The following is a 21,562-nucleotide window of genomic DNA, read 5'->3' as shown; positions in this document are numbered from 1 at the left end:
GGTTCGGCGTCCCGACAAGCCCGCTCTCATGGAACACCGCATAACTCATTGATTCAGCGGGGACTTGTGGGAGCGGGGTTACCCGCGATTGCGATGGTGGCATCACCGACGCAATCGCGGGTGAACCCGCTCCCACAGGGGCCGCGTCGCTCTTGGGCCTGTTCTCCGCGCGATAGCGCAGCCTGATAGGCTCAAGCCTGATCGCGCAACCACAGCTGATCGAAGCGCCAGGTCGGGAACAGGGTCTTCTCCGCCGCCGCACCGCCCACCCGCCGGGCAAAGCCATCCACCAGGTTGGCATAGCCCCACACCAGCATCCCGCCACGCTCGTACTGGATCCGCTGCGCCTCGTGCACCAGCGGCTTGCGCTTCTCCAGGTCCGGTTCGGCCAGCGCCTGCAGGAACAGTTCGGAAAAACGCGGATCGTCGAAGTGGGTCTTGTTCGCCACCGACACCGGCGCATCGGCATGCAGCGCGCAGGTCAGGAACGGCGCGCCGATGCTGCCGCCGGTGCTGAAGGTCCATTCCGTATGCTGCGGACCATTGAAGGTGGCCCCATCCACCTGGCGCACGCTGATGTCCACGCCTGCCCGACGGGCCTGCTCGGCGAACACCAGGGCCGAGGACAGCGCCACGCCTTCCTGTTCGGCCACCAGCTCCAGCTTGAGGTTTTCTTGCCCTGCTTCGCGCAACAGCGCCCGGGCCTTGTCCAGGTCCTGGCGGCGCGGCGGGATGGCGTGGTCGAAGGTAGGGTCGTTCGGTGCATAGAGGTCGTTGGCCGCTCGTCCCTGGCCGTTGAGCACTCGCGCCACCAGTTCCTCGCGATCGGCCAGCAGGCGAAACGCCTGGCGCACCCGCGGGTCGTCGAACGGCGCCTTCTGCGTGTTCATGTCCAGGCTCAGCCAGTTGCCGGTGACCGAGGTCAGCACCTGCAGGCGCGGGTCGTTCTCGATCAGGCGCAGGTGCTCGGCCGCCAGGGCGTTGGCCATGTCCAGCTGGCCGGCCTTGAGCGCGGCAAGGCGTGAGGTCTGGTCCTTGAAGCCGATGATTTCCAGTTCGTCGGCGTAGGGGCGGCCGGACTTGTAGTAGTTCTCGAAACGGGTGAACAGCGAGCGCTGGCCGGCGTTGAAACTCTTGAACCGGTAGGGACCGGCGCCGACGGGATTGGTCACCGGGTGATAGTCCACGGGCACGATGCCGCCGAAATTCACCCAGGTTTCCGGCAACGGCACGAAGCCCGCGCCGTCCTTGAAGCGGACGCGCAGGGTGCGGTTGTCGAGCTTCTCCAGGTTGTCGCGGTCGATCCAGTGCAGCAGCGCGGCGTAGGGCGAGGCCAGTTGCGGGTCGGTGAGGCGGCGGATGGAGAACTGCAGGTCGTCGGCGTCGATGGTCTTGCCGTGGTGGAACTCCAGGTCCTTGTGCAGGCGCAGGGTCCACACCTTGCCGTCCGCGCTGACCTCGGCCTCTTCGGCCAGGGCCAGGCGCGGCAGCATGTTCTCGTCCCACTCCCAGAGCTTGCTGTACAGGGCGAAGCCGCGAACGATGCCGCTGCCCACCGGCTTGTGCGCATCGAGGTTGCCGGCCTGGTTGCCATCGAGGATGCCCAGGCGCAGGCGGCCGCCGTAGCGCGGGGTGGTGCCGTCGAGATTGGCGGCGGACTGGCTGTCATCGCCGCAGCCGGCGAGCAGGCCGCCGCCCAGGACCAGGCCACCGAGGGCCAGGCTGTTGCCGAGGAAGCGGCGGCGGGTGAAGGGAGGGCGTTCGATCATGCGGGAGTCTCTGAGGGATTCGTTGCAGCGGGTCAGAGCAGGTTTCACGCCATCCGGGGCAAAGTCCCGGTTTTGCTGGGTTTGCCGGGAAAACCGGTGGGCAGGTGGGTCGTGTGTTGTTGCTGGAGCAGCAGGCCATCAGCAGGTCAGCGTTCGAGCGCCAGCAGCACCAAACTGGTGATGTGTGCGAATTAATTGCACCAAAAGAAAAATAATTTCCTTTCAGGAATTTGATCTGGCCCTGGTCCGAGGGCTGGTTGCTAGATAAAAACCCTTTACTTTCAATCGACTGCGGAAATTTTCGCGCAGCTTCACGATTTGGCAGACCTCTTGCGTTGCAGCCGGGGCAGTCACACCGCTCCGGAGCGACGCTCCGCAGGGCACCCCATGCCGGTGATTCCGCGCTTTCGTGGAAACCGGCATTCCCATCGATTGGAGGCAGTGGGCAATGATCCGGTTTTCACCTGTGGTCCGCGGTACCTTGGGCCTTTCCCTGATGCTGGGGGCGGCATCGGCATTAGCCGAGGACGCCACCCCGACCATCAACAGCGGCGACACGGCGTTCGTCGCCCTGTGTTCGCTGGTGGTGCTGTTGATGATGTTGCCGGGCCTGGCGCTGTTCTATGGCGGCATGGCGCGGAGCAAGAACGTGCTGTCGATCCTCATGCAGGTGTTCTGCACCGCGTCGCTGGCAGCGGTGCTGTTCGCCCTGTACGGCTACAGCCTGACCTTCACCGACGGCGGTTCGCTGCAGTCGTTCATCGGTGGCCTGGACAAGCTGTTCCTGCGCGGCGTGGACAAGGACTCGATCACCGGCACCATCCCCGAGTACCTGTACTTCCTGTTCATGCTGCTGTTCGCCGCGATCACCCCGGCGATCATCGTCGGCGCCTTTGCCGAGCGCATGAAATTCTCCGCGGTCATGGTGTTCATGGCGTTCTGGCTGACTCTCAACTACCTGCCGATGGCCCATATGGGCTGGGGCGGTGGCTGGGTGTTCAACCTCGGCGTGCAGGACTTCGCCGGCGGCAACGTGGTGCACCTGAATGTCGGCATCGCCGCCCTGGTGGGCGCCTGGATGCTCGGGCGCCGCCGTGGTTTCGGCACCCAGGCCCTGGCCCCGCACAACATGACCATGACCTACACCGGCGGCTGCATGCTCTGGGTCGGCTGGCTCGGCTTCTGCGGCGGCTGCGCCCTGGCCGCCAGCGGCTTCGCCATGCTGGTGATGGTCAACACCATGCTTGCCAGCTGCGCCGGTGCCCTGGGCTGGTTGATCGTCGAGTGGCAGTACCGTGGCCGCCCGAGCCTGTTCGGAGCGATCTCCGGGGCCATCGCCGGCCTCGTCGCGATCACCCCGGCCTGTGGTTTCGTCGGGCCCATGGGGGCGATCCTGCTGGGCTTCATCGCCGGCCCGGTGTGCGTCTGGTCGGTGGACAAGCTCAAGCCGATGATCGGCCTCGACGACGCCTTCGATGTGTTTGGCGTGCACGGCGTGGCGGGGATTCTCGGCGGCCTGCTGACCCCGGTGTTCGCCCTCACGGCGATCGGTGGCCAGGGCTTCGCCGAAGGCCGCGGCCTGATGGAGCAACTGGCGGTCAACGGCGGGGCGATCCTGTTCAGCATCCTGTTCTCTGCCGTCAGCAGCTGGGTTGCCTTCAAGGTGGCGGCGGCGCTGTGCGGCGGGCTGAGGGTGGATGAAGAGGCGGAAGTGGACGGCCTCGACCTCTCTGCCCATGGCGAGGTCGGGTACAAGTACTCCAACTGATCCGCCGTTGAAAACAGCGCCGGCACCTTGTGCCGGCGTTGGCATTTGTCGTGAAAGGAGAAGCCTGTGGGTTGGTTGAATGGATGGACGTATCTGCTGGCGGCCGGGGCCTGCGAAGTGCTGTATGCCTCGATCATCCCGCGTACCGATGGTTTCACCCGGCTCTGGCCGAGCCTGTACTGCGGGCTGTTCCTGGCGTTGAGCATCTACCTGCTGAGCCTGTCGGTCAGGGAACTGCCGCTGGGCCTGGCCTATGCGGTGTGGGTGGGCATCGGGACGCTGGGGACGGTGGTGTACGGGAGTGTGTTTCTCGGGGAATCGCTGGGGGTGCTGAAGGGCTTGTGCCTGCTGATGATCGTCGGCGGGATCGTGGGGTTGAAGCTGGTGGGGGAAGGGCAGGCGGTTTGATGCGGGGTTCGTGAAGGCCTGGTCGCGGACGTTGCCCGCCACCAGGCCAGTGACGCTTACTTCAGCTTCGGCAGTTCCTCGTCCGCCATCGCGTAGCTGTGCTTCTCATGCACGAAGGTAGTGACCAGGGCGTACAGGGTGACCGCGATCACCACCACAGTGATCACGCCGAGCACGGCGGGTTTGTCGGCGAAGGTGAAGACGGCGCTGGCGCCTTCGTAGGTGCTGATGCTCATGCGGGTTCTCCTCAGACGGTGGCTTTGCTTTCTGCGACCAGGCGAGCCTGTGGCTTGGCGGGCTCGCCGTAGATTCCACTCCATTCCGGATAGGCCTGGGCCGGCACTTCGGTCAGGTCCAGGCCGCGTTCCTCGGCATGCGCCGGGACGCGCAACACGCCGGCCTTCTTCAGGGCCCAGGAGACCAGGTAGCCGGGGATGAAGCCCAGGGCCGCCATCACCACCGCACCGCCCAGTTGCCCCATGAAGCTGATCTCGGCCATGCCGTTCATGTTCGGGTAGCCGGCGAGGAACACGCCGCTGATCACGAGCCCGGCGAAGCCACCGAAGCCGTGCACGGCGAAGGCGCCGACGGCGTCGTCGAGGCGCAGTTTCAGCAGCAGGTTGTTCACCAGCGGGGCCATGGCCGCCACGCCCATGCCGATCAGGTAGGCCAGGCCGGGGTGGTAGAGGTCGAGGCCCGGGGCCACGGAGATGATCCCGACCAGGCCGCCGGACATCATCCAGTACGGCTCGCGGGTGGTCAGGTAGGCGCCGATCAGCCCGCCGGCGAAGCCCATCAGGGTGTTGAAGGCGAAGGCGGAGAGGGTGGTCGGCTGGCCGTAGATGTTGATCCACTGCGCTCCGGAGCTGTAGATGATGCAGCCGCCGAGGAAGCCGAAGAAGCCGACGATGATCAGCATCAGGCCGACCACGCTCATCGGCATGCTGTGGCCGACGATGGCGTTGGCGCTGCCGTCCGGGTTGAAGCGGCCGATGCGTGCGCCGAGGTTGATCACCACGGCAAGGGCGAAGAAGCCGGCGATCATGTGCACCACGCCCGCCGCGCCGACGTCATGGTAGCCCCACTGCACGGTCAGCCAGCCTTGTGGGTGCCAGCCCCAGGCTGCGCCGAACAGCCACAGCACCGAACCGAGCAGCACGGTCATGATGATGAAGGCACTCATGCGCGCACGCTCGATGATCGCCCCGGACAGGATCGAACCGGTGGTGGCGGCGAACAGGGCGAAGGCCGCCCAGAAGATCCCGGTGGCGTTGTCCTTGATGTTCGGGCCCATGCTCTGGCTCCACGGCATGGCGGCGCTGAGGGCGTCCATGCGCGGCACCAGGCCGTCGGGGAAGGCGTTGTAGATGGCCCAGCCGAACAGGAAGAAGGTCGGCACGATGAAGCCGAAGGCGAGGATGTTCTTGACCCCGGCGGCGAGGGCGTTCTTCAGCCGCGAGGCGCCGATCTCATAGGACAGGAAGCCGGCGTGGATCAGGATCATCAGGGCGATGCACCACCAGTAGAAGATCTCCATGTTGAGGGTGTTGGTCATGTCGATGAGGGCTTTGAGCTCCTCGACCGTGGGGGCTTTCTGTTCTTCCATCACTCGATCCTCGATGCACATGCTGTGGAATGTTGTGGTGGGCAGAAGGAAGTGGACTGCTAGCCTTTGAAGGCTTTTGTTGTTGTGTGGTTTCAGGGCAGTGACGCGGACCCTGTAGGAGCGGGTTTACCCGCGATGGCGTCGGTGAATTCACTATTGCAATCGCGGGTAAACCCGCTCCTACAGGGGGCTGCGTCGCTTTTCAGGACTGCAACATGTTCTGGATCTGCTGCACGGACTCCTGGGTCCTTCGGGCCAGGTTGCGCACTTCGTCGGCCACCACCGCGAACCCGCGGCCACCCTCGCCAGCCCGGGCCGCCTCGATCGCCGCATTGAGCGCCAGCAGGTTGGTCTGCTCGGCGATGCCGCGGATCACCCCGGCGACCTGGGCGATCTGCCCGTAGGTGGCCTGGATGCTGGCCTGCTCGCGGTCATGCAGGGTCGCGGCGGTCTTCTCGTCGCTGATCTCGCGCACTGCGCCGGTCACCCAGGTCAGCCGCCCCTTGCCGTCGCGCAGGCAGCGGCCGCGCTCGCGGAACCAGACTTCGCCACGGGTCTTGTGGCGCATGCGGTATTCCACGGCATACAGCCCATCGCCCTGGCCGTCGGCCATGGCGGCGTTGAAGGCCTTCATCACCTGTTTCAGGTCGTCGGCGTTGACCACCGCGAAGTAGCTGTCCCAGCCATCGGGAAATTCGTCGCGGCCATAGCCGATCAGGGCGCGGAACTGTTCCGACCAGCGAATCACGTTCTGCGCATGGTCCGGGTCGCCATTGACCACGTTCATGGCCCAGCAGCCTTCGGTGAGGGTGCGCTTGGTCAGTTCCCAGACCTGGCGGTCCTCGTCCCAGCGCTCGCGCTCGGCGTGCAGGCTGTCGAGCTGTTGCAGGGCGGCATCGCGCTCGCTGCCCAGGCGTGCCACCTGGGCCTGCGCCTCGGCCAGGTGCCGTTGCAGCGCAGCAAGCTCTTCGGCGGTGCACGGTGGCGGCACATAGTGCTCGGCCTGCTGGCGGATCCGTTGCAACTCGCCCCAGTCGCGCTGCAGGTGTTCCAGGCTGCCAAGCAGGCGCGGCTGGCGCTGCAATACCGGCGAATGGGCCGTGGCAGAGCCGTTGCGAGCAAGCTGGTCGAGCCATTGGCTCAGTTCGTTGGCCAGGTCACTGGAAGCGTTGCTGAACCACATCGTCAGGTTCTCCTTGCGCAAGGGACAATCCCTGTCCCTCTTGCCTGCAATTTCCCATCCAGTTTCACGAACGAACCCGACGTTTTTCCGGGTCGTAGGCGACGGTGCTGGCGGCAACCTTCGCCGCGATGCGTTTCTGCTGGCCATCCAGCTTGCCCACCTCGACCAGCGTCCCCGCCGCGCAATGGGCCACGTCGAGGCGGCACAGGGCGATGTTCTTGCCCAGCACCGGCGAGCGGGTGGCGCTGGTGATCACCCCGACCTGGGCGCGGCCGATGCGCACGCAATCGCCGTGGGCCGCCGCCTCGTTGCCCTCCAGTTCCAGGCCCACCAGGCGCTGTTGCGGTTCGGCGCTGCGCCTTGTCAGGGCAGCCCGGCCGATGAAGTCGGCCTGCTTGCTCTGCAATGGCACGCAAAAACCGATGCCGGCTTCGAAGGGATCGGTCTGGTCGCTGAACTCGTAGCCGGCGAAGACCAGCCCGGCCTCGATGCGCAGCATGTCGAGGGCCTGCAGGCCGACCGGCACCAGGCCCAGCGGGTCGCCCAGTTGCCAGAGGCGGGTCCAGATGGCCATGGCGTCGCGCGGATGGCACCAGATCTCGTAGCCCAGCTCGCCGGTGTAGCCGGTGCGCGAAACCATCAGCGGCACGCCGTTGTAGTCGTCGAGGCGACCGGTGAGGAAGCGGAACCAGCCCAGGTCTTCCAGCGCCGGCTGGGTGCCCGGGGTCCAGATCATCTGCTTGAGCAGCTCCCGGGCCAGCGGGCCCTGCACGGCGATATTGTGGATCTGCTCCGAGGCGCTCTTGACCCAGACTTTCATGCCCAGCCGCGCCGCCTGCTCGCGCAGCCAGTCGCCGGCGTGGTCCTCGCCGCCGATCCAGCGGAAGGCGTCGTGCCCCAGGCGCAGCAGGGTGCCGTCGTCGAGCATGCCGCCGTGCTCGTAGCACAGGGCGCCGTAGACCACCTGACCCACCGCGAGCTTGCGCACGTCGCGGGTCAGGCAATAGTCGAGCAACGCCTCGGCGTCGGGTCCCAGCACCTCGAACTTGCGCAGCGCCGACAGGTCCATCACCGCCACCCGTTCGCGGCAGCCATGGTACTCGGCCAGGGTGCCGTAGCCGTCGTAGGCCTGCGGCGTGCGGAAACCGCGGTATTCGGTGAATTGCCGGGTGAGGGCGCTGGTGCCGGGGTGGAAGCCGCTTTCCCGGGTGAGAACCGGTTCGGCATCGGGGGATTTGCGCGTGGCCATGGCGATACTGAAGCGCTCCTGTGCGCAATAGACGCGGATATGGATGTCGGTGGGCTGCCAGCCGTTGGCCGGGTCGATATCGTCCGGGCATGAGCTGCTGGCGCAGACCAGGTCGGTCAGGGCGCGCAGCAGCACGTAGTCGCCGGGGCGCGACCAGGGTTCGTCGACGGTCAGGTGCTGGTGGGCATCCACCGCGGTGTTGAAGAAGAAGTTGATCGCCGGCCAGCCGGCCCGGGCCGACACGCCGTGGCGGGCGAGGGCGCGGCTGAGGTTGTCGCTGCAGTTGTCGTGGCCGAAGTAGCCCTGGGCCTCGTAGTAGCGCGCAGTGCAGGCGAGGGCGAAGGTGTCGTGGCGGCCGACGGTGTCGCGCACCACCTCCAGCATCGGTTGCAGGTTGCGGTCGTAGTAGCGGCTGAACAGGCCCGGCACCGGCCAGGCGTTGCCGTTGAGGGTGCGGGTCACCGTCGGGTCGAGGTCGATCTGCGCGCCGCTGTCGAGCCCGCGCCGGTCGAAGGCGACGAAGTCGGAACACTGGCGCCCGGCGACGTCGAGGACCTGGATGTACTGGCCGGCGCCCACCAGGTAATCGCGGGCGGTGCCGGGGTTGAGGGTGAACTCGTCGACCAGCTCGCCCAGCGGCGCCGGCAGTGGCGGCGCCAGTGTGGAGCGGGGCCTGGCCCGGCGCACCAGCAGGCGCAGCTCGCTGGCCCGCGCCTGGCTGTCCACCGGGGTCGCTCCGCCAGGGGCGGCGACCAGTACCAGCAGCGCCCTGCTGCAATGGAACACGCGGCTATGCCCGGCGGGCGTCGCCGGCGGCCATAGCCGTGCGGCGTCCGGCAGGTGGCGGCAGTCGATACCGCGCCGGGCCAGGCCTTCGCTGACATGGGCGGCCTCGCGGCTGCCGTCGCGCAGCAGATGGCCGATGCAGGCAGCGCCGGCACTGGGGCGCAGGCCGAGGGCGCCGAGGGCGGCGCGGTTGCCGGCGAACGCCAGTAGCTCGGCGCCCTGGTCGCCCTCGACGTCGATCACTTCCAGGCGATCGTCCGGCTCCAGGCTCACCACCGTCAGCCCACCGGGCGCCACGCGGTGGCGCTCGACGAGGGGATGACGGGCGAACAGCGCCGGCTCCAGCGGACGGGATATCACGGGTGCTTGCATGCCGGATTCCTCAGGACGCGGTCAGCGGGGTGGCGGCAGGCGCATCGGCCAGGTAGGCCGCCAGGGAGTCGTCCAGCGCCTGCAGCCAGGGCGTGTGGTGGGGCGTGGCCAGGGTGCCGGTGATCAGCGAGCGGTGGCACTTGTCGCGGTAGCCCATGATGTTTTCGTACTTGTCCTGCTTCCATTGCAGGAAGGTGCGGTTGACCTCGGCGATGTCGAAGCTGGGGTAGTCGGTGGCGGCGATCAGCTGGCGGATGTATTCGCCCTGGAACTCGAACATCTGCTGGGCGTTGTCGAGGCCCAGTTCTTCCTCGCGCCAGGCCTGGTCCTCGGCGCGGCGCAGGTCTTCCGGGGGCAGGGCGATGCGCCCGAGGATCACGTCGCGGGCATACCAGGCCTGGGCGTCGAACATGTTGAAGCTGTACCACTGGTCCTGCATGCCGAGGTACACCAGCTTCGGGTTGGCTTCCCAGAACACCCCCTTGTACAGCTCCAGCGGCCACAGCCGGTTGTCGGTCTTCAGTCGCAGCGGCTCGGCGAGGAACGGGAAGTGGTGCTTGTAGCCGGTACACAGGATCACCGCGTCGATATGTCGGCTGCTGCCGTCGACGAAGAACGCGGTGCTGCCCTGGACATGGCTGAGCAGCGGCTTTTCTTCCCAGTTGCGCGGCCACTGGTAGCCCATCGGCGCGCTGCGGTAGCAACTGGTGATGGTGCGTGCGCCGTACTTGAAGCATTGCGAGCCGATGTCCTCGGCGGAGTAGCTGCCGCCGACGATCAGCACGTCCTTGTCCTTGAATTCCAGGGCGTCGCGGAAGTCATGGGCATGCAGGATGCGCCCGGCGAAGCGTTCGAAGCCGGGGAAGTCGGGCACGTTGGGGGTGGAGAAATGACCACTGGCGACCACCACGTAGTCGAAGGTCTCGCTGTAGGTGCGGTCTTCGGCGTAGTTGTGCGCGGTGACTTCGAAGGTCTGGCTGCCCTCATCGAAGCGCACGTCGCGCACCGCCGTGCGGAAGCGGATCCAGGGGCGGACCCCGGCTTTTTCCACACGGCCCTTGATGTAGTCCCAGAGCACTTCCCGCGGCGGGTAGGAACCCATGGGCCGGCCGAAATGCTCGTCGAAGCTGTAGTCGGCGAACTCCAGGCACTCCTTCGGCCCGTTGGACCACAGGTAGCGGTACATGCTGCCGTGGACCGGCTCGCCATGCTGGTCCAGGCCGGTGCGCCAGGTGTAGTTCCACATGCCGCCCCAGTCGGCCTGCTTCTCGAAGCAGACCAGCTCGGGAATCTCCGCGCCCTTGGCCCGGGCCGACTGGAAGGCACGCAACTGGGCCAGGCCGCAGGGGCCGGCACCGATGATGGCAACGCGTTGTTTCATGGTGGGGTACTCCGCAGTGGAACGGTTGGCAACCGGAACCTGTGGGAGCGGGTTCACCCGCGATTGCGGTAGTGGATTCACCGGCGTCATCGCGGGTGAACCCGCTCCTACAGGGTCCGTGTCGTGCTTTGCAAATACCTGGCTAGCGGAAGATCACCGTCCGCTCGCCATTGAGGAACACCCGGTGTTCCAGGTGCAGCTTCACCGCCCGGGACAGGGCCACGGTCTCGGTATCCCGGCCGATGCGCACCAGGTCATCGGGCAGCCAGGTGTGATCGACCCGCTGCACTTCCTGCTCGATGATCGGCCCCTCGTCGAGGTCCGAGGTCACGTAGTGGGCGGTGGCGCCGATCAGCTTCACGCCACGGGCCCAGGCCTGGTGATAGGGCTTGGCGCCCTTGAAGCCGGGGAGGAACGAGTGATGGATGTTGATCGCCCGCCCGGACAGCTGGCGGCAAGGTCGTCGGAGAGGATCTGCATGTAGCGGGCGAGCACCACCAGCTCGGTGCCGGTCTCTTCCACCAGTTGCAGCAGCGCGGCTTCCTGCTGGGCCTTGCTGTCCTTGCTTACCGGCAGGTAGACGAAGCGGATGCCCTCGCGCTCGGCCATCGGCCGCAGGTCGAGGTGGTTGGAGACGATGGCGGTGATGCGCATGTCCAGCTCGCCTTTCTGGTGGCGATAGAGCAGGTCGGCGAGGCAGTGGTCGTACTTGCTGACCATCAGCAGCACCGGCATCGGCCGGCAGCCTTCGACCAGCGTCCAGTCCATGGCGAAAGGCACCGCGACATCGACGAAGCCCTGGCGCAGGGCGTCCAGGTCGGGCTTGACGCCGTCGTTGAAGCGGAACACCGCGCGCATGAAGAAGCGTCCGGCCGGTTCGTCGTCGAACTGCGCCAGTTCGCTGATGTAGCACTGGCGCCCGGCCAGGTAGGTGGTCACCGCGGCCACGATGCCGGAGGTGGCCGGGCAGCCGATCTTGAGAATGTAGTGGTTCATGCTGTGGTTCTCTGTGCAGGCAAGGTCGGGAGCGCTCAGCCTTTGGCGGTGCGCTTCTTCTTCTCGGGGTCGTCGAACGGCAGGTCGTGGGCGATGGCCCTGGCGACCAGGCTGCCGCGCACTTCCAGCGCCAGGCCCTGGCGGGCGATGTGCGGCTCGACCCGGGCAATGGCCATCGAGCGCTCGGTCAGGCGCGAGTACATGGCGCAGGTGATCACCCCGACCTGGCGGCCGTCGTGCCACAGGGTGTCGCCGTTCTGCGCGGCGACATGGCCGTCGAGCAGCACGCCGTGGATCCTGAAGCGCTCCTGGCCCTGGCGCCGGTAGTGTTCGCCGGCGCCACGGAAGTCCTGCTTGCCGGGCGAGACCGTGAAGTCGAGGCCGAGCTCCCACAGCGTGTCGCCGGCCTTCTGGTCGGCGAAGGGGTACATCTGCGAATTGTCGTAGGGGTAGAACAGCAGGTAGCTCTCGACCCGCAGCCAGTCCAGGGCGGTGAAGGCGCAGGGAATGATGCCGTGGCCCTGGCCTTGCTCCAGGATGCGGTCCCAGATCGTCGGCGCATCGGCGGCCTTGCAGAAGATCTCGTAGCCGCGTTCGCCGGTGTAGCCGGTGCGTGAGATCATCACCGGGCGGTCGAACAGCCGGGTTTGCAAGTGATGGAAGTAGGGCAGGTCGCGGATGCCCGGCACGTGCTCGGCAAGGAAGTCCACCGCCTTCGGCCCTTGCAGCGACAGGTCGTGCAGGTCGTCGTCGAACAGCACCGCCACCTGCCGGCCCTGGGCCGAGCGGACCAGCATCTCATGGCCGATGCCGGCGCCGTGGACCACCATGAAGGCGTTGGGCCCGGTGCGGTAGACGATGCAGTCGTCGGCGAAGGTGCCGTCTTCATCGAGCAGGCAGGCGTACACCGACTTGCCGGGATAGAGCTTGGCGATGTCCCGCGTGGTCGCGTACTGCAGCAGGCTTTCGGCATGGGGGCCGACGTAGTGCACCTTCTTCAGTCCGGACACGTCCATCAGCCCGGCGCGGGTGCGGATGGCTTCGTGGTGGTCGGCAAGGTCGCTGGCATAGGTCCAGGCGGTGCCCATGCCGTTCCAGTCTTCGAGTTGCGAGCCGAGCGCCAGGTGGCGTTCGCGGAGCGCACTGATGCGCCATGAGTTGCTCATGGGGAAATCCTCTTGTTGTGAATGGGGTCAGGCGGTGGTGTCGAACTGGCTCAGCCACTCGATCAGCGCCGGGCGATAGCGGGTCATGCCCTTGTAGTCGGCGATGGGCTCGGGCAGGTCGCGGATCACCCGGTGCAGGCGGCGCGCCCAGGTCGGGTTGGTGACCAGTTCGTCGAGGCTGATCAGGTAGGTACGGATGCCGAACAGCAAGGCGTTGGAGCGCGGCAGGCGCAGCATCAGTTGCAGTTCCACGCGCAGGTGCACCAGCTCGCCGGCGTTGGCGGCGGTGACCTTGCCGCGATCGTTGCCCCACTGGTGGAAGGTCTCCGGCGAGGTGTCCAGGCGCGGGTTGATAGTCAGGGTCCAGTTGAGCCGGCGCACCGGGCTGCCGACCTGGACGTTGAGCAGGTACTTGAGGGCGCGGTCGAACACGCCCATCTGGTTGGCCATGGGCACCGGCGAGTGCCATTGCTTGAAGCTCATCCCGGCGTCGAAGCGCAGCGACCAGTCGGCCGGGCAGGTGACCATGCCGGCGTCCATGAACAGGTCGTTGTCGCGCTGGTCGAGCAGGGCGAAGTCGCCCTGCATCTGCCGGGTGATGTACTCCAGTGGCTCGCAGGGCAGGCTGGCGGGGTCGCCGAAGGTGAAACACTGGTCGATGCCCAGGGCCAGGTTCTGCCAGTGCCAGGCGTTGCCGTCGCACGTCAGCTTGAAGTGCTCGGGGTAGTCGCGGGACAGGTGTTCCATCAGCACCGCCAGGGTGTCCCAGGCGGCCTGGGCCATGTGCGGCATCACCAGGCAGCGCTGCGGATCCTGCTCCAGCACCCGCGCCCGTTCGGCCATTTCCGCGACGTAGTGCTCGTCGACATCGAAGGTATGCTCGAACACCGAGCCCGGATCGCGCGACACCGCCGGCTCGATGTTCACCGAGTACATGTACTGGTCTTCCGGGAACGGGAAGGGGAAACGGGCGATGGCTTCGGCGCTGTTGCGGAAGCTGAAGTCGTCCCGGTAGGTCTCGTGCGCTTTGAAGGTCAGGGTCATGGTCGGGATCTCTCAGATATCCAGCAGGATCGGGCTGCCGCAGCTGCGGGATACGCAGGGCATCAGCTGGCTGGCGCGTTCGGTGGCGTCGAGGACATGGTCGCGGTGCTCGACGTCGCCCTTGAGGTAGGGGGTCTGGCACTGGCCGCAGACGCCGCCGCGGCACAGGTTGGGAATCTCCACCCCGGCGGCTTCCAGGGCTTCCAGCAGGCTTTGCTCGGCGCCGACCTGGAGCTGGCGGCCGCTGCGCTGCAACTCGACACTGAATGGCTGGCCGGGCGCGGCGGCGGTGAAGGCCTCGCTGTGCAGGCGGCGCGGGCTCCAGCCCTGGGCGGCGGCCTGTTCCGCCACCGCCAGCAGCAACGACTGCGGGCCGCAGCTGTAGACGTGGGTGCCGAGCGGTCGGTCCTTGAGCAGGGCGCGGGCGTCGAAGCGCCGGCTGCCGCTGCGGTACTCGTGCAGGCGCGGGCCGAGCAGGGTGCGCAGTTCGTCCAGATAGGCATCGCTGCTGCCGCTGCGGTAGGCGTAGTGCAGTTCGAAATCCTCGCCGCGGCGCAGCAGTTCGCGGGCATGGGCGAGGAACGGCGTGATGCCGATCCCGGCGGCCACCAGCAGGTGCTGGCGGGCCTTGCTGTACAGCGGGAACAGGTTGGCTGGGGCGCCGATGCGCAGGGTGTCGCCGCTGTGCAACTGCTGATGGAGGAAGCGCGAGCCGCCCCGGGAGTTGTCCTGGTGGCGCACGGCGATGCGGTAGTGACGGGTATCGGCCGGATCGCCGAGCAGCGAATAGGCATTGCGCCGGCCGTCGGGCAGGTGCACCTGGACATGGCTGCCGGCGGAGAACGCGGGCAGCTCGCCGCTCACGGCCTGCAGGCAATACTCGCGGATCACCGGGGTGAGTTCACGGATGCTGGCGACGCGCACCTCGATCATGGCCGGACCTCCCCGTAAGGCTGCTCGGCGTCGGCGCAGACGCCGAGGTAGGCGCCGAGGCGCTGCGAGAAATGCCGACGTACTTCCAGCTGCACGCCGCAGTGGGCGCAGGTCAGCGATGCCGAGCTGCCGGCCGGCTGGCAGCGGGCACAGTGCACGCAGAACACCTGGCGGTTGCCGGGCACGTGGCTGAGGATGATTTCCTCGTCGTCCAGCCCGGCGGCCCGGGCCAGGGCCTGCAAGGGCCAGATGAAGGCTTCGTCGCCGCGCAGTTCCAGGCGCAGGCCGCAGCGGGCCAGTTCCAGGCGGGCCAGCACCGCGCAGTGCAGGGCCTGGGTGTCGGCAAAGTCGGCCAGTGACAGCTGCTTCACAGGGCTGGCGTCCGGGTACTGGGTCACCAGCAGGTCGACGGGCTCGCTGCGCTGGTCGTAGCGCGGAACGCTGAAAGGGTGGGTGGTGGCGCTGTGGCTCATGGACACCTCGGCGGCTGGGTTCGTGTTTCTTCGTGAGGGAAATAATTTCCCCGGAAGAAATTCCGCTCAATCCGCTAGAGGGGGTATGCCAAAAGGAGTAGTGGCTGCCGGAAGGCATGGAAGTTGCTGCCCTGGAAAGCAATTCCCCAGGGTTGCAGGAGGAGAGGGATGGACAATGCCATGCTGTCGGTGCCCGCCCGGGACACCCTGACCGAGCGCGAGGGCCAGACCCTGGCGCTGATCGGCGCTGGCCTGAGCAACAAGCAGATCGCCCGGGAACTGGGGATCAGCGATGGCACCGTGAAGATCTACGTGCGCAATCTGCTGCGCAAGTATCGCCTGGGCTCGCGGCTGGAGCTGGCGACCCGGGTGCCGCGCGGCGCTGCTGCGTTGCACGTTGACTGTGCGCCGGCGGCCGCGTCTGCACCGATACCGTTCGCCCTGGGCCTGCTGAACGAGCTGCCCGGGCTGATCTATCGCGGGCGTAATGACCGCAGTTGGTCGATGGAGTACGTCAGTGCCGGCTGCCTGCCATTGACCGGGTACCCCCCGGAATACCTGACCCGTGATCCCGAGCGCAGCTTCGGTTCGCTGATCCTCGACGAATACGCCGACTACATCTGGTATTGCGTGCAGTGCGCGCTGCTCAAGCACGAGCCGTATCAGCTCAGCTACCGGATCCGCTGCGCCGAGGGGCGGATCAAGGATGTCTGGGAGACCGGGGTGGGGGTCTATTCCGGGGCGGGGGAGGTGCTGGGGATCGAGGGGGCGATATTCGAGCGGTTGGTGTGAGGGGAAGGCAGGGCGCGATCCTGTGGGAGCGGATTCATCCGCGATTGGCCGCGAAGCGGCCATAAAACCTGACTCTTCGGTGGATCAGACAAAACCGGGACTCAGGATTTACGACGGCTTCGCCGCCGATCGCGGATAAATCCGCTCCTACAAGGCGCTTCGATCCTGGATCAGAACGTATAGGCCACGCCCGCCTGCACCGTGCGCGGCGCACCCGGATAGGCGTAGGTGTTGAACGCGCTTTCGTCATAGCCCTTGTTGAAGACGTTCTTCACATCCAGGTTCAGGCGCACATGCTCGTTGACCTTGTAGAAGCTCAGCAGGTCGACCACGGTGTACTGCTCCATGGTGTAGGTCAGCGCTTCGGTCTGGCCGTTGCGGTCGTCCACATGCTTGACCCCGACCCCCAGTCCCAGGCCCTTGGCGAAGCCGTCCTGGAACTCGTAGGTGTTGAGCAGGCTGAAGCTGTTGCGCGGGATGTTGGCCAGGCGCGTGCCGGTGGGCAGGCGGTTGTCCTTGGTCACCTCGGCATCGACGTAGGCGTAGCCACCGATCACGCGCCATTCCGGGGTGATGTTGCCGGCGACGTTGATGTCCAGGCCGCGGCTGCGGACCTGGCCGGCGGCGATGTTGTAGTTGGTGTTGACGGGGTCGCGAGTCAGGACGTTCTCCTTGACGATGTGGTAGATCGCCGCGTCGACGCTCAGCTGGCGCTCCAGCGCTTCCCACTTCACGCCCAGTTCGTAGGACTTGCCTTTTTCCGGGTCGAACCCCGCGCCATTGGCGGGTGTCCCGCTGTTGGGCTTGAACGAACGCGCTGTGTTGGCATAGACCGCCACTGTATCGGTCAGGTCGTAGATCAGGCCGAAGCGCGGAGTGACGCCGTTCTGGCTTTTGTCGAAATCGCGAGTGTCGACCAACCTGTCGTCGTACTTATGCTCGAAGCGCTCGAATCGCACACCGGCCAGTGCCTTGAGGCGTTCGGTCAAGGCGACCTGGTCCTGGATGAAGAACGCCCACGTACGCAGGTTTTCCTTGTCCCAGGTGGTGGGGCGGTCCAGTGCAGGACGTGGCTGGCCGAGGACCGGGTTGTAGATATCGACCGAGTAGGCCGCCGAGGACCGCAGGATGATCGAGTTGTAGTCGTAGTCCTCGTATTCCACGCCGGTCAGCAGGGTATGGGCGAAGACGCCGGTATCGAAGTGACCGGTGAGGTTGAGCTGGAAGTCGCGGTCGGTCCATTCCAGGCGGCGCCAGTTGAAGTTGCGCTGCAGGGTGCGGCCGTCGGCCGGGGCGCCGTTGGCTTCCACGGCATTGCCGTCCAGCGAGCCATCGAGGTACTGGAAGCCGCCGGCCAGGGTCCAGTTGTCGTTGAGCAGGTGCTCGAAGCGCAACTGGGCCATGTCGTTGTCGTTGTGCAGCTTGTTGTCGGTGCCTTTCTCCCAGACGTTGGTGTCGCGGGAGGCGCTGCCGCGCTGGGTGGCGTAGCGGGTCAGGCCGCGGTCCAGCGGATGGTTGTTGCGCATGAAGTCGCCTTCGAACACCAGCCTGGTGGTGTCGTTGACCTGCCAGCTCAGCACCGGGGCCACTTCGTAGCGTTCGCTCTCGACGTCGTCGCGGAAGCTTTCGCCACCTTCGCCAAGCACATTCAGGCGATAGGCCAGGCTGCCATCCTGGTTCAGCGGGCCGCTGGCGTCGAGGGTGCCGCGGTGCATGCCCTGGTCGTCGACCTGGCTGCCGAGGGTGACCTTCGATTCACTCAGTGGCTGCTTGGTGACCGCGTTGAAGGTACCGCCGGGATCGCCACGGCCGTACAGGCTGCTGGCCGGACCGCGCAGCACCTCGATGCGCTCGATGCTGGCGGCATCCGGGGCGTTGGGGTAGCCGCGGTTCATCGGGAAGCCGTTGCGGTAGTACTCGCCGGTGGTGAAGCCGCGCACGGTGACGGTGGTCAGGCCCTGGCCGCCGAAGTTGTTGGCGCGGCCGACGCCGCCGGCGTAGTCCAGGGCATCCTGCAGGCGGGTCGCGCCGCTGTCGTCCAGCACATCCCTGGGTACCACGCTGACCGACTGCGGGGTCTCATGCAGGGCGGTATCGGTGCGAGTCGCGCTGGCCGAACGGTTGGCCTTGTAGCCCTGCACCGGGCCGTCGGCACGCTCGTAGTCGGCGGCCTCGGCGTTGATGTTCACGGCATCGAGCTGGAGGCTGGTGGCGGGTTCGGTTGCCCAGGCCAGTGAAGGGACGGCGTGGAGCAGGCACAGCGAGACGATCGTGCGACGCATCGGCAATAAGACCTTTGTAGGACAAGAAAATGCGCGCGGATCATATCTGCGTGTAATTCGCATTTGCAAATATTTTCGATCTTATGGTATGCCGGAAATCCTGACGGTTTTATCAGGAAAATCAGTCGGATAACGGTTTCAAATACGGTCTGAAAGACGCGAGCGCAAGCGTCGCGCTGGCCACAGGCTGACCACCGCCACCAGCGCCAGACCCACCAGCAATGTCCGGTAGCCGGCCGCATGGGCCACCTGCAGCGCCGCCAGCGAGGCGAGCATCGCCACCGCGGCATCGACCGACTGGAACAGCGCATAGTCCGACGCCGGCTGGTGTGGCCGTACCTGGCCCATCAGCAGGTTGTACAGGGTGACGAAGCCGATCGCCGCGGCGACGTTGACCAGCGCGAACAGCGTCAGCCAGGCGTCGAGGGCGAAGCGCTGCGCGCCAGTGGCCGCGACCACCGCGAGCACGGCATGCAGCGCCATGCACGGCATCAGGCAGCGCCAGGCGCCCAGGCGCCGCGCCAGCCATCCGCCGAGGACAATGCCCAGGCCACTGGCGACGGTGCCGTACAGAGTGATGACCAGCCCCAGCCGCTCGAACGGCAGCCCCTTGTCGAGCAGCAGCACCGTCTGCACCGCCATCAAGCCGCGCATCGCCAGGTAATAGATCGCCACCAGGCACAGCACCGGCCACAACGCCCGCAGGCCGGAGAGGTCCAGGCGTGGTACCTCGGCCCGGGGCGCCAGCTCGTTGCTCGCCGGCAGCCAGCGCAAGGGCAGCAGCAGGGCGAGGGACAACCCCGCCATGCCCATGAACCCGGCGCGCCACCCCCAGCGCTCGGCCAGCCAGAGAAACGCCAGGCTGCCGAAGACCACGCCCAGGTAGCTGCCGCCGACCTGCGCCGCATTGGCCAGGGGCCGCTGGCGGCTGTCGGTGGTGGTGATGGTGATCGCGTCGGCATACACATCGTGGCTGGCCGAGAGCACCGCCAGCAGCATCAGCGCCATCAGGATCGGATACAGCGCGCTCTCCGGCCGCAGGCTGGCGATCAGCAGCAACACCGTGGCCATGCCCAGTTGCAGCAATACCAGGCTGCCGAGGTAGCGATTGCCGCGCAGGGCCAGGCAATGCCGCTCGCACCACGGCGCCCAGAAACACTTGCCGACCCAGGGCAGGAAGGTCAGCGACAGCAGGCTGAGGCTGGCCAGGTCCAGGCCCTGGTGGCGGAAGTAGCCGGTCACGCCTTGCAGCATCAGGGCGGTGAGCATCCCCTGGTGCAGGTAGTAGCACCAGTACGGCAGGTAGCGGCGCATCTCAGAACGACGCCTTGACGCTCAGGCCCAGCTCGCGACCGGCACCGGGCTGGGAAAACTGCTGGCCGGGGGCGGACTGGTAGGCGTAGGTGCGATACAGCTTGTCGCCGAGGTTGTTGCCGTACAGTGCCAGTTCCAGCTCGGGCCGGGGCAGCCAGGCCAGGCGTGCGTCGAGCAGGCTGTAGCCACTTTGCGCGACCTGGTTGTCGACATCGAAATAGTGCTTGCCGACATAACTCAGGCCCACCGCCGGACGGATCTCCCCGTGCAGCCCGTCGAAGAACAGGCTGTGCTCCGCCGATACCCGCAGGGTGCGTTGGGGCGTGTAGGTCAGGTGATTGCCCTGACGCACCGAGTCGAGCAGGCGGTTGCGGTTCACCGTCCCGGCCACGCGCACGCGGGTGGCCTCGGTTGCCTGCCAGTCCAGCGACAGTTCCGCGCCCTCGCTGCGGGCCTTGCCGATATTGGCCAGGGACTGGTTGCCGGTGCCGGCATCGCCGATGAATTGCTGCACGTCGTCGATATCGATGCGGTACAGCGCACCGTTGAGCCATACCCGCTTGTCCAGCAGGCTGGCCTTGATCCCGACTTCCATGTTCAGCGACTTCTCCGGCGAATAGGCCACCGCGTCAGGAGTGATCGCGCCGATGCGGTTGTAGCCGCCGGCCTTGAAGCCCTTGCTCACCGAGGCATACAGGCGGGTATCGGGATTGGCCTGGAAGCCCAGGGCGATCTTCGGCGTGGTGCTGGTGAAGGTGTCGTCGCCGCTGAAGTCGAAGCCCGGGGTGTACAGGGCGTTCTGCTGGGTGTAGCGGGTCTCGGCCTTTTCCTGGCTGTGGCGGGCGCCGAGGGTCAGGTCCCAGCGTGGCGCCAGGTGCCAGGTGAATTCGCCGAACACGGCCTTCTCGGTGTTCTCGATATGGCTGTCGGCCTGGCCGTAGAGGCCGGCCAGCGGTGCGGCGCCGTCGGGCACGCGACGCGAATGGCTCTTGCCGTTCTGCCAGTACAGGCCGCTGACCAGGTCCCAGGGGCGGTCGGCGCCCTGGGTGGCCAGGCGCAGTTCCTGGCTGACGGTACGCTGGGTTTCCGGCCAGAGGAAACCGAGGTCGCCGAACAGGCGTTCGTGGCGGTAGTTCTGCAAGGCGCTGATCGAGGTCAGGCGCCAGCTGTCGTTGAGGCTCCAGTCGAGGGTGGCGCTGCTGCTTTCGACCCGGCGCACGTAGACCGACTCCATCAACGGCACGCTGGCCCGGCGCTGGCCGTAGGTGGCATCGGCGAGGTACTGCTCGTCGTAGGAGCGCAGTTTGTCGCGGGCATAGGCCAGGCGCAGGCTGAGGTCTTCGCTGGCCTTGAACAGCAGGCCGGCGCGGGCACCGCCGTTGTCGCTGTCGCCATGGTGTTCGCTGCGGGTCAGCTCGCCGTCGGTGTCGTCGTGGTAGACGCTGCCCTGGACATACAGGCGCTCGCTGACCAGCGGCGCCGAGCCGCTGGCCGACACCTGGCGGTGCAGGTTGCTGAAGCGGCTCTGCAGGGTCGCCGTCGCGCTTTCATCGGGCTGGCGGGTGGTGATGTTCAGTGCCCCGGCATGGGCGTTGCGCCCGTACAGCGTGCCTTGCGGGCCCTTGAGCAACTCGATCTGTTCGATGTCGAGCAACTGCTGGTTGAAGGTGCCGAGGTACTGCGGCACGCCATCGACATAGATTCCCACCGGCGCGTTGTAGGCGTCCGACGAAGAGATGCCGCGCAGGCTCAGGCTGGGGAACAGGTCGGCGCCGGTGTTGCGCGCCAGCAGTTCGGGAAACACCCGCTCCAGTTCGCCGCTGCGGTAGACGTTGGCCTGGTCGAGGTCCGCCGGGGTGGCGACGGACAGGGCAAGGTCGGTCTGGTTCTGGGTTTGTGTGCGTTTGTTGGCGGTGACCTGCAGTTCGGGCAGGGTCAGGACGGAATCGGCCAGAGCCCAGGGGGTGATGGCGCACAGCACCGCGAGGCTGAGAAGGGAACGCTGCATGGAAGGAACAACCTGGTGAAGGGAGATGGCCA

15 protein-coding genes and 3 pseudogenes are annotated in these 21,562 nt (G+C 66.5%); 3 read left to right on the top strand and 15 right to left on the bottom strand.

Annotated features, from left to right (window positions below; genetic code table 11):
• Positions 1-191: 191 nt before the first annotated feature.
• Positions 192-1,769 (bottom strand): ABC transporter substrate-binding protein, encoded by a 1,578-nt coding sequence (locus V0R59_RS24960; RefSeq protein ID WP_330077271.1) that lies wholly within the window; start codon positions 1,767-1,769, stop codon positions 192-194.
• Positions 1,770-2,217: 448 nt separating this feature from the next.
• Here V0R59_RS24960 and V0R59_RS24955 point away from each other — a divergent pair, with 448 nt between their 5' ends.
• Both V0R59_RS24955 and V0R59_RS24950 read left to right on the top strand, forming a co-directional pair.
• On the top strand, positions 2,218-3,537 hold the full coding sequence (locus V0R59_RS24955; protein WP_330077272.1) for an ammonium transporter: 1,320 nt from the start codon (positions 2,218-2,220) through the stop codon (positions 3,535-3,537).
• Between the two features lie 66 nt (positions 3,538-3,603).
• On the top strand, positions 3,604-3,945 hold the full coding sequence (locus V0R59_RS24950) for a DMT family transporter (protein WP_330077273.1): 342 nt from the start codon (positions 3,604-3,606) through the stop codon (positions 3,943-3,945).
• A gap of 56 nt (positions 3,946-4,001) precedes the next feature.
• Here V0R59_RS24950 and V0R59_RS24945 read toward each other — a convergent pair whose 3' ends face one another.
• From V0R59_RS24945 to V0R59_RS24895, 11 genes and pseudogenes are all read right to left on the bottom strand, one after another.
• Positions 4,002-4,181 (bottom strand): hypothetical protein, encoded by a 180-nt coding sequence (locus V0R59_RS24945; RefSeq protein WP_330077274.1) that lies wholly within the window; start codon positions 4,179-4,181, stop codon positions 4,002-4,004.
• Positions 4,182-4,192: 11 nt separating this feature from the next.
• A complete protein-coding gene (locus tag V0R59_RS24940; RefSeq protein ID WP_330077275.1) occupies positions 4,193-5,551 on the bottom strand; it encodes an ammonium transporter in 1,359 nt (452 codons plus the stop codon).
• 208 nt (positions 5,552-5,759) lie between these two features.
• Positions 5,760-5,966, bottom strand: a pseudogene (locus tag V0R59_RS24935) (methyl-accepting chemotaxis protein); the annotation flags it as partial.
• Between the two features lie 39 nt (positions 5,967-6,005).
• Positions 6,006-6,338 (bottom strand): annotated as a pseudogene (locus V0R59_RS24930) (PAS domain-containing protein); the annotation flags it as partial.
• A gap of 460 nt (positions 6,339-6,798) precedes the next feature.
• On the bottom strand, positions 6,799-9,141 hold the full coding sequence (locus tag V0R59_RS24925; RefSeq protein ID WP_330077276.1) for a DUF1989 domain-containing protein: 2,343 nt from the start codon (positions 9,139-9,141) through the stop codon (positions 6,799-6,801).
• A 10-nt stretch (positions 9,142-9,151) separates the two neighbouring features.
• Positions 9,152-10,522 (bottom strand): NAD(P)/FAD-dependent oxidoreductase, encoded by a 1,371-nt coding sequence (locus V0R59_RS24920; protein WP_330077277.1) that lies wholly within the window; start codon positions 10,520-10,522, stop codon positions 9,152-9,154.
• Positions 10,523-10,664: 142 nt separating this feature from the next.
• Positions 10,665-11,518, bottom strand: a pseudogene (gene purU, locus V0R59_RS24915) (formyltetrahydrofolate deformylase).
• 35 nt (positions 11,519-11,553) lie between these two features.
• Entirely contained in the window at positions 11,554-12,684 is a 1,131-nt protein-coding gene (locus V0R59_RS24910) for an aminomethyltransferase family protein (protein ID WP_330077278.1), read from the bottom strand.
• Positions 12,685-12,711: 27 nt separating this feature from the next.
• The gene (locus V0R59_RS24905) at positions 12,712-13,728 is read right to left on the bottom strand and encodes a heme-dependent oxidative N-demethylase family protein (protein WP_330077279.1); all 1,017 of its coding nucleotides are present in this window, start codon (positions 13,726-13,728) and stop codon (positions 12,712-12,714) included.
• Positions 13,729-13,740: 12 nt separating this feature from the next.
• Entirely contained in the window at positions 13,741-14,661 is a 921-nt protein-coding gene (locus V0R59_RS24900) for a PDR/VanB family oxidoreductase (RefSeq protein WP_330077280.1), read from the bottom strand.
• Positions 14,658-15,134 carry a dimethylamine monooxygenase subunit DmmA family protein gene (locus tag V0R59_RS24895; protein ID WP_330077281.1) on the bottom strand — a complete coding sequence of 159 codons (477 nt, stop codon included), beginning with the start codon at positions 15,132-15,134 and terminating at the stop codon, positions 14,658-14,660. Before V0R59_RS24895 ends, V0R59_RS24900 begins: the two co-directional genes overlap by 4 nt.
• Before the next feature lie 168 nt (positions 15,135-15,302).
• On the opposite strand from V0R59_RS24895, the gene V0R59_RS24890 reads away from it, so the two are divergent.
• Positions 15,303-15,926 (top strand): LuxR C-terminal-related transcriptional regulator, encoded by a 624-nt coding sequence (locus V0R59_RS24890; RefSeq protein ID WP_330077282.1) that lies wholly within the window; start codon positions 15,303-15,305, stop codon positions 15,924-15,926.
• A gap of 170 nt (positions 15,927-16,096) precedes the next feature.
• Here V0R59_RS24890 and V0R59_RS24885 read toward each other — a convergent pair whose 3' ends face one another.
• The 3 genes from V0R59_RS24885 to V0R59_RS24875 all read right to left on the bottom strand — a co-directional run bounded on the left by V0R59_RS24885 (position 16,097) and on the right by V0R59_RS24875 (position 21,530).
• Complete coding sequence (locus V0R59_RS24885; RefSeq protein ID WP_330077283.1) at positions 16,097-18,208, bottom strand: TonB-dependent siderophore receptor; 2,112 nt, start codon at positions 18,206-18,208, stop codon at positions 16,097-16,099.
• 138 nt (positions 18,209-18,346) lie between these two features.
• Complete coding sequence (locus tag V0R59_RS24880) at positions 18,347-19,522, bottom strand: MFS transporter (protein ID WP_330077284.1); 1,176 nt, start codon at positions 19,520-19,522, stop codon at positions 18,347-18,349.
• Position 19,523: 1 nt separating this feature from the next.
• Positions 19,524-21,530 carry a TonB-dependent receptor gene (locus tag V0R59_RS24875; protein WP_330077285.1) on the bottom strand — a complete coding sequence of 669 codons (2,007 nt, stop codon included), beginning with the start codon at positions 21,528-21,530 and terminating at the stop codon, positions 19,524-19,526.
• Positions 21,531-21,562: the final 32 nt, after the last annotated feature.

The sequence above is a fragment of the Pseudomonas ulcerans genome, from assembly GCF_036324125.1.
GTDB lineage: Bacteria > Pseudomonadota > Gammaproteobacteria > Pseudomonadales > Pseudomonadaceae > Aquipseudomonas > Aquipseudomonas ulcerans.
Note: the sequence above shows the minus strand (reverse complement) of the source record. Positions and strands in the feature narration are given on the sequence as shown.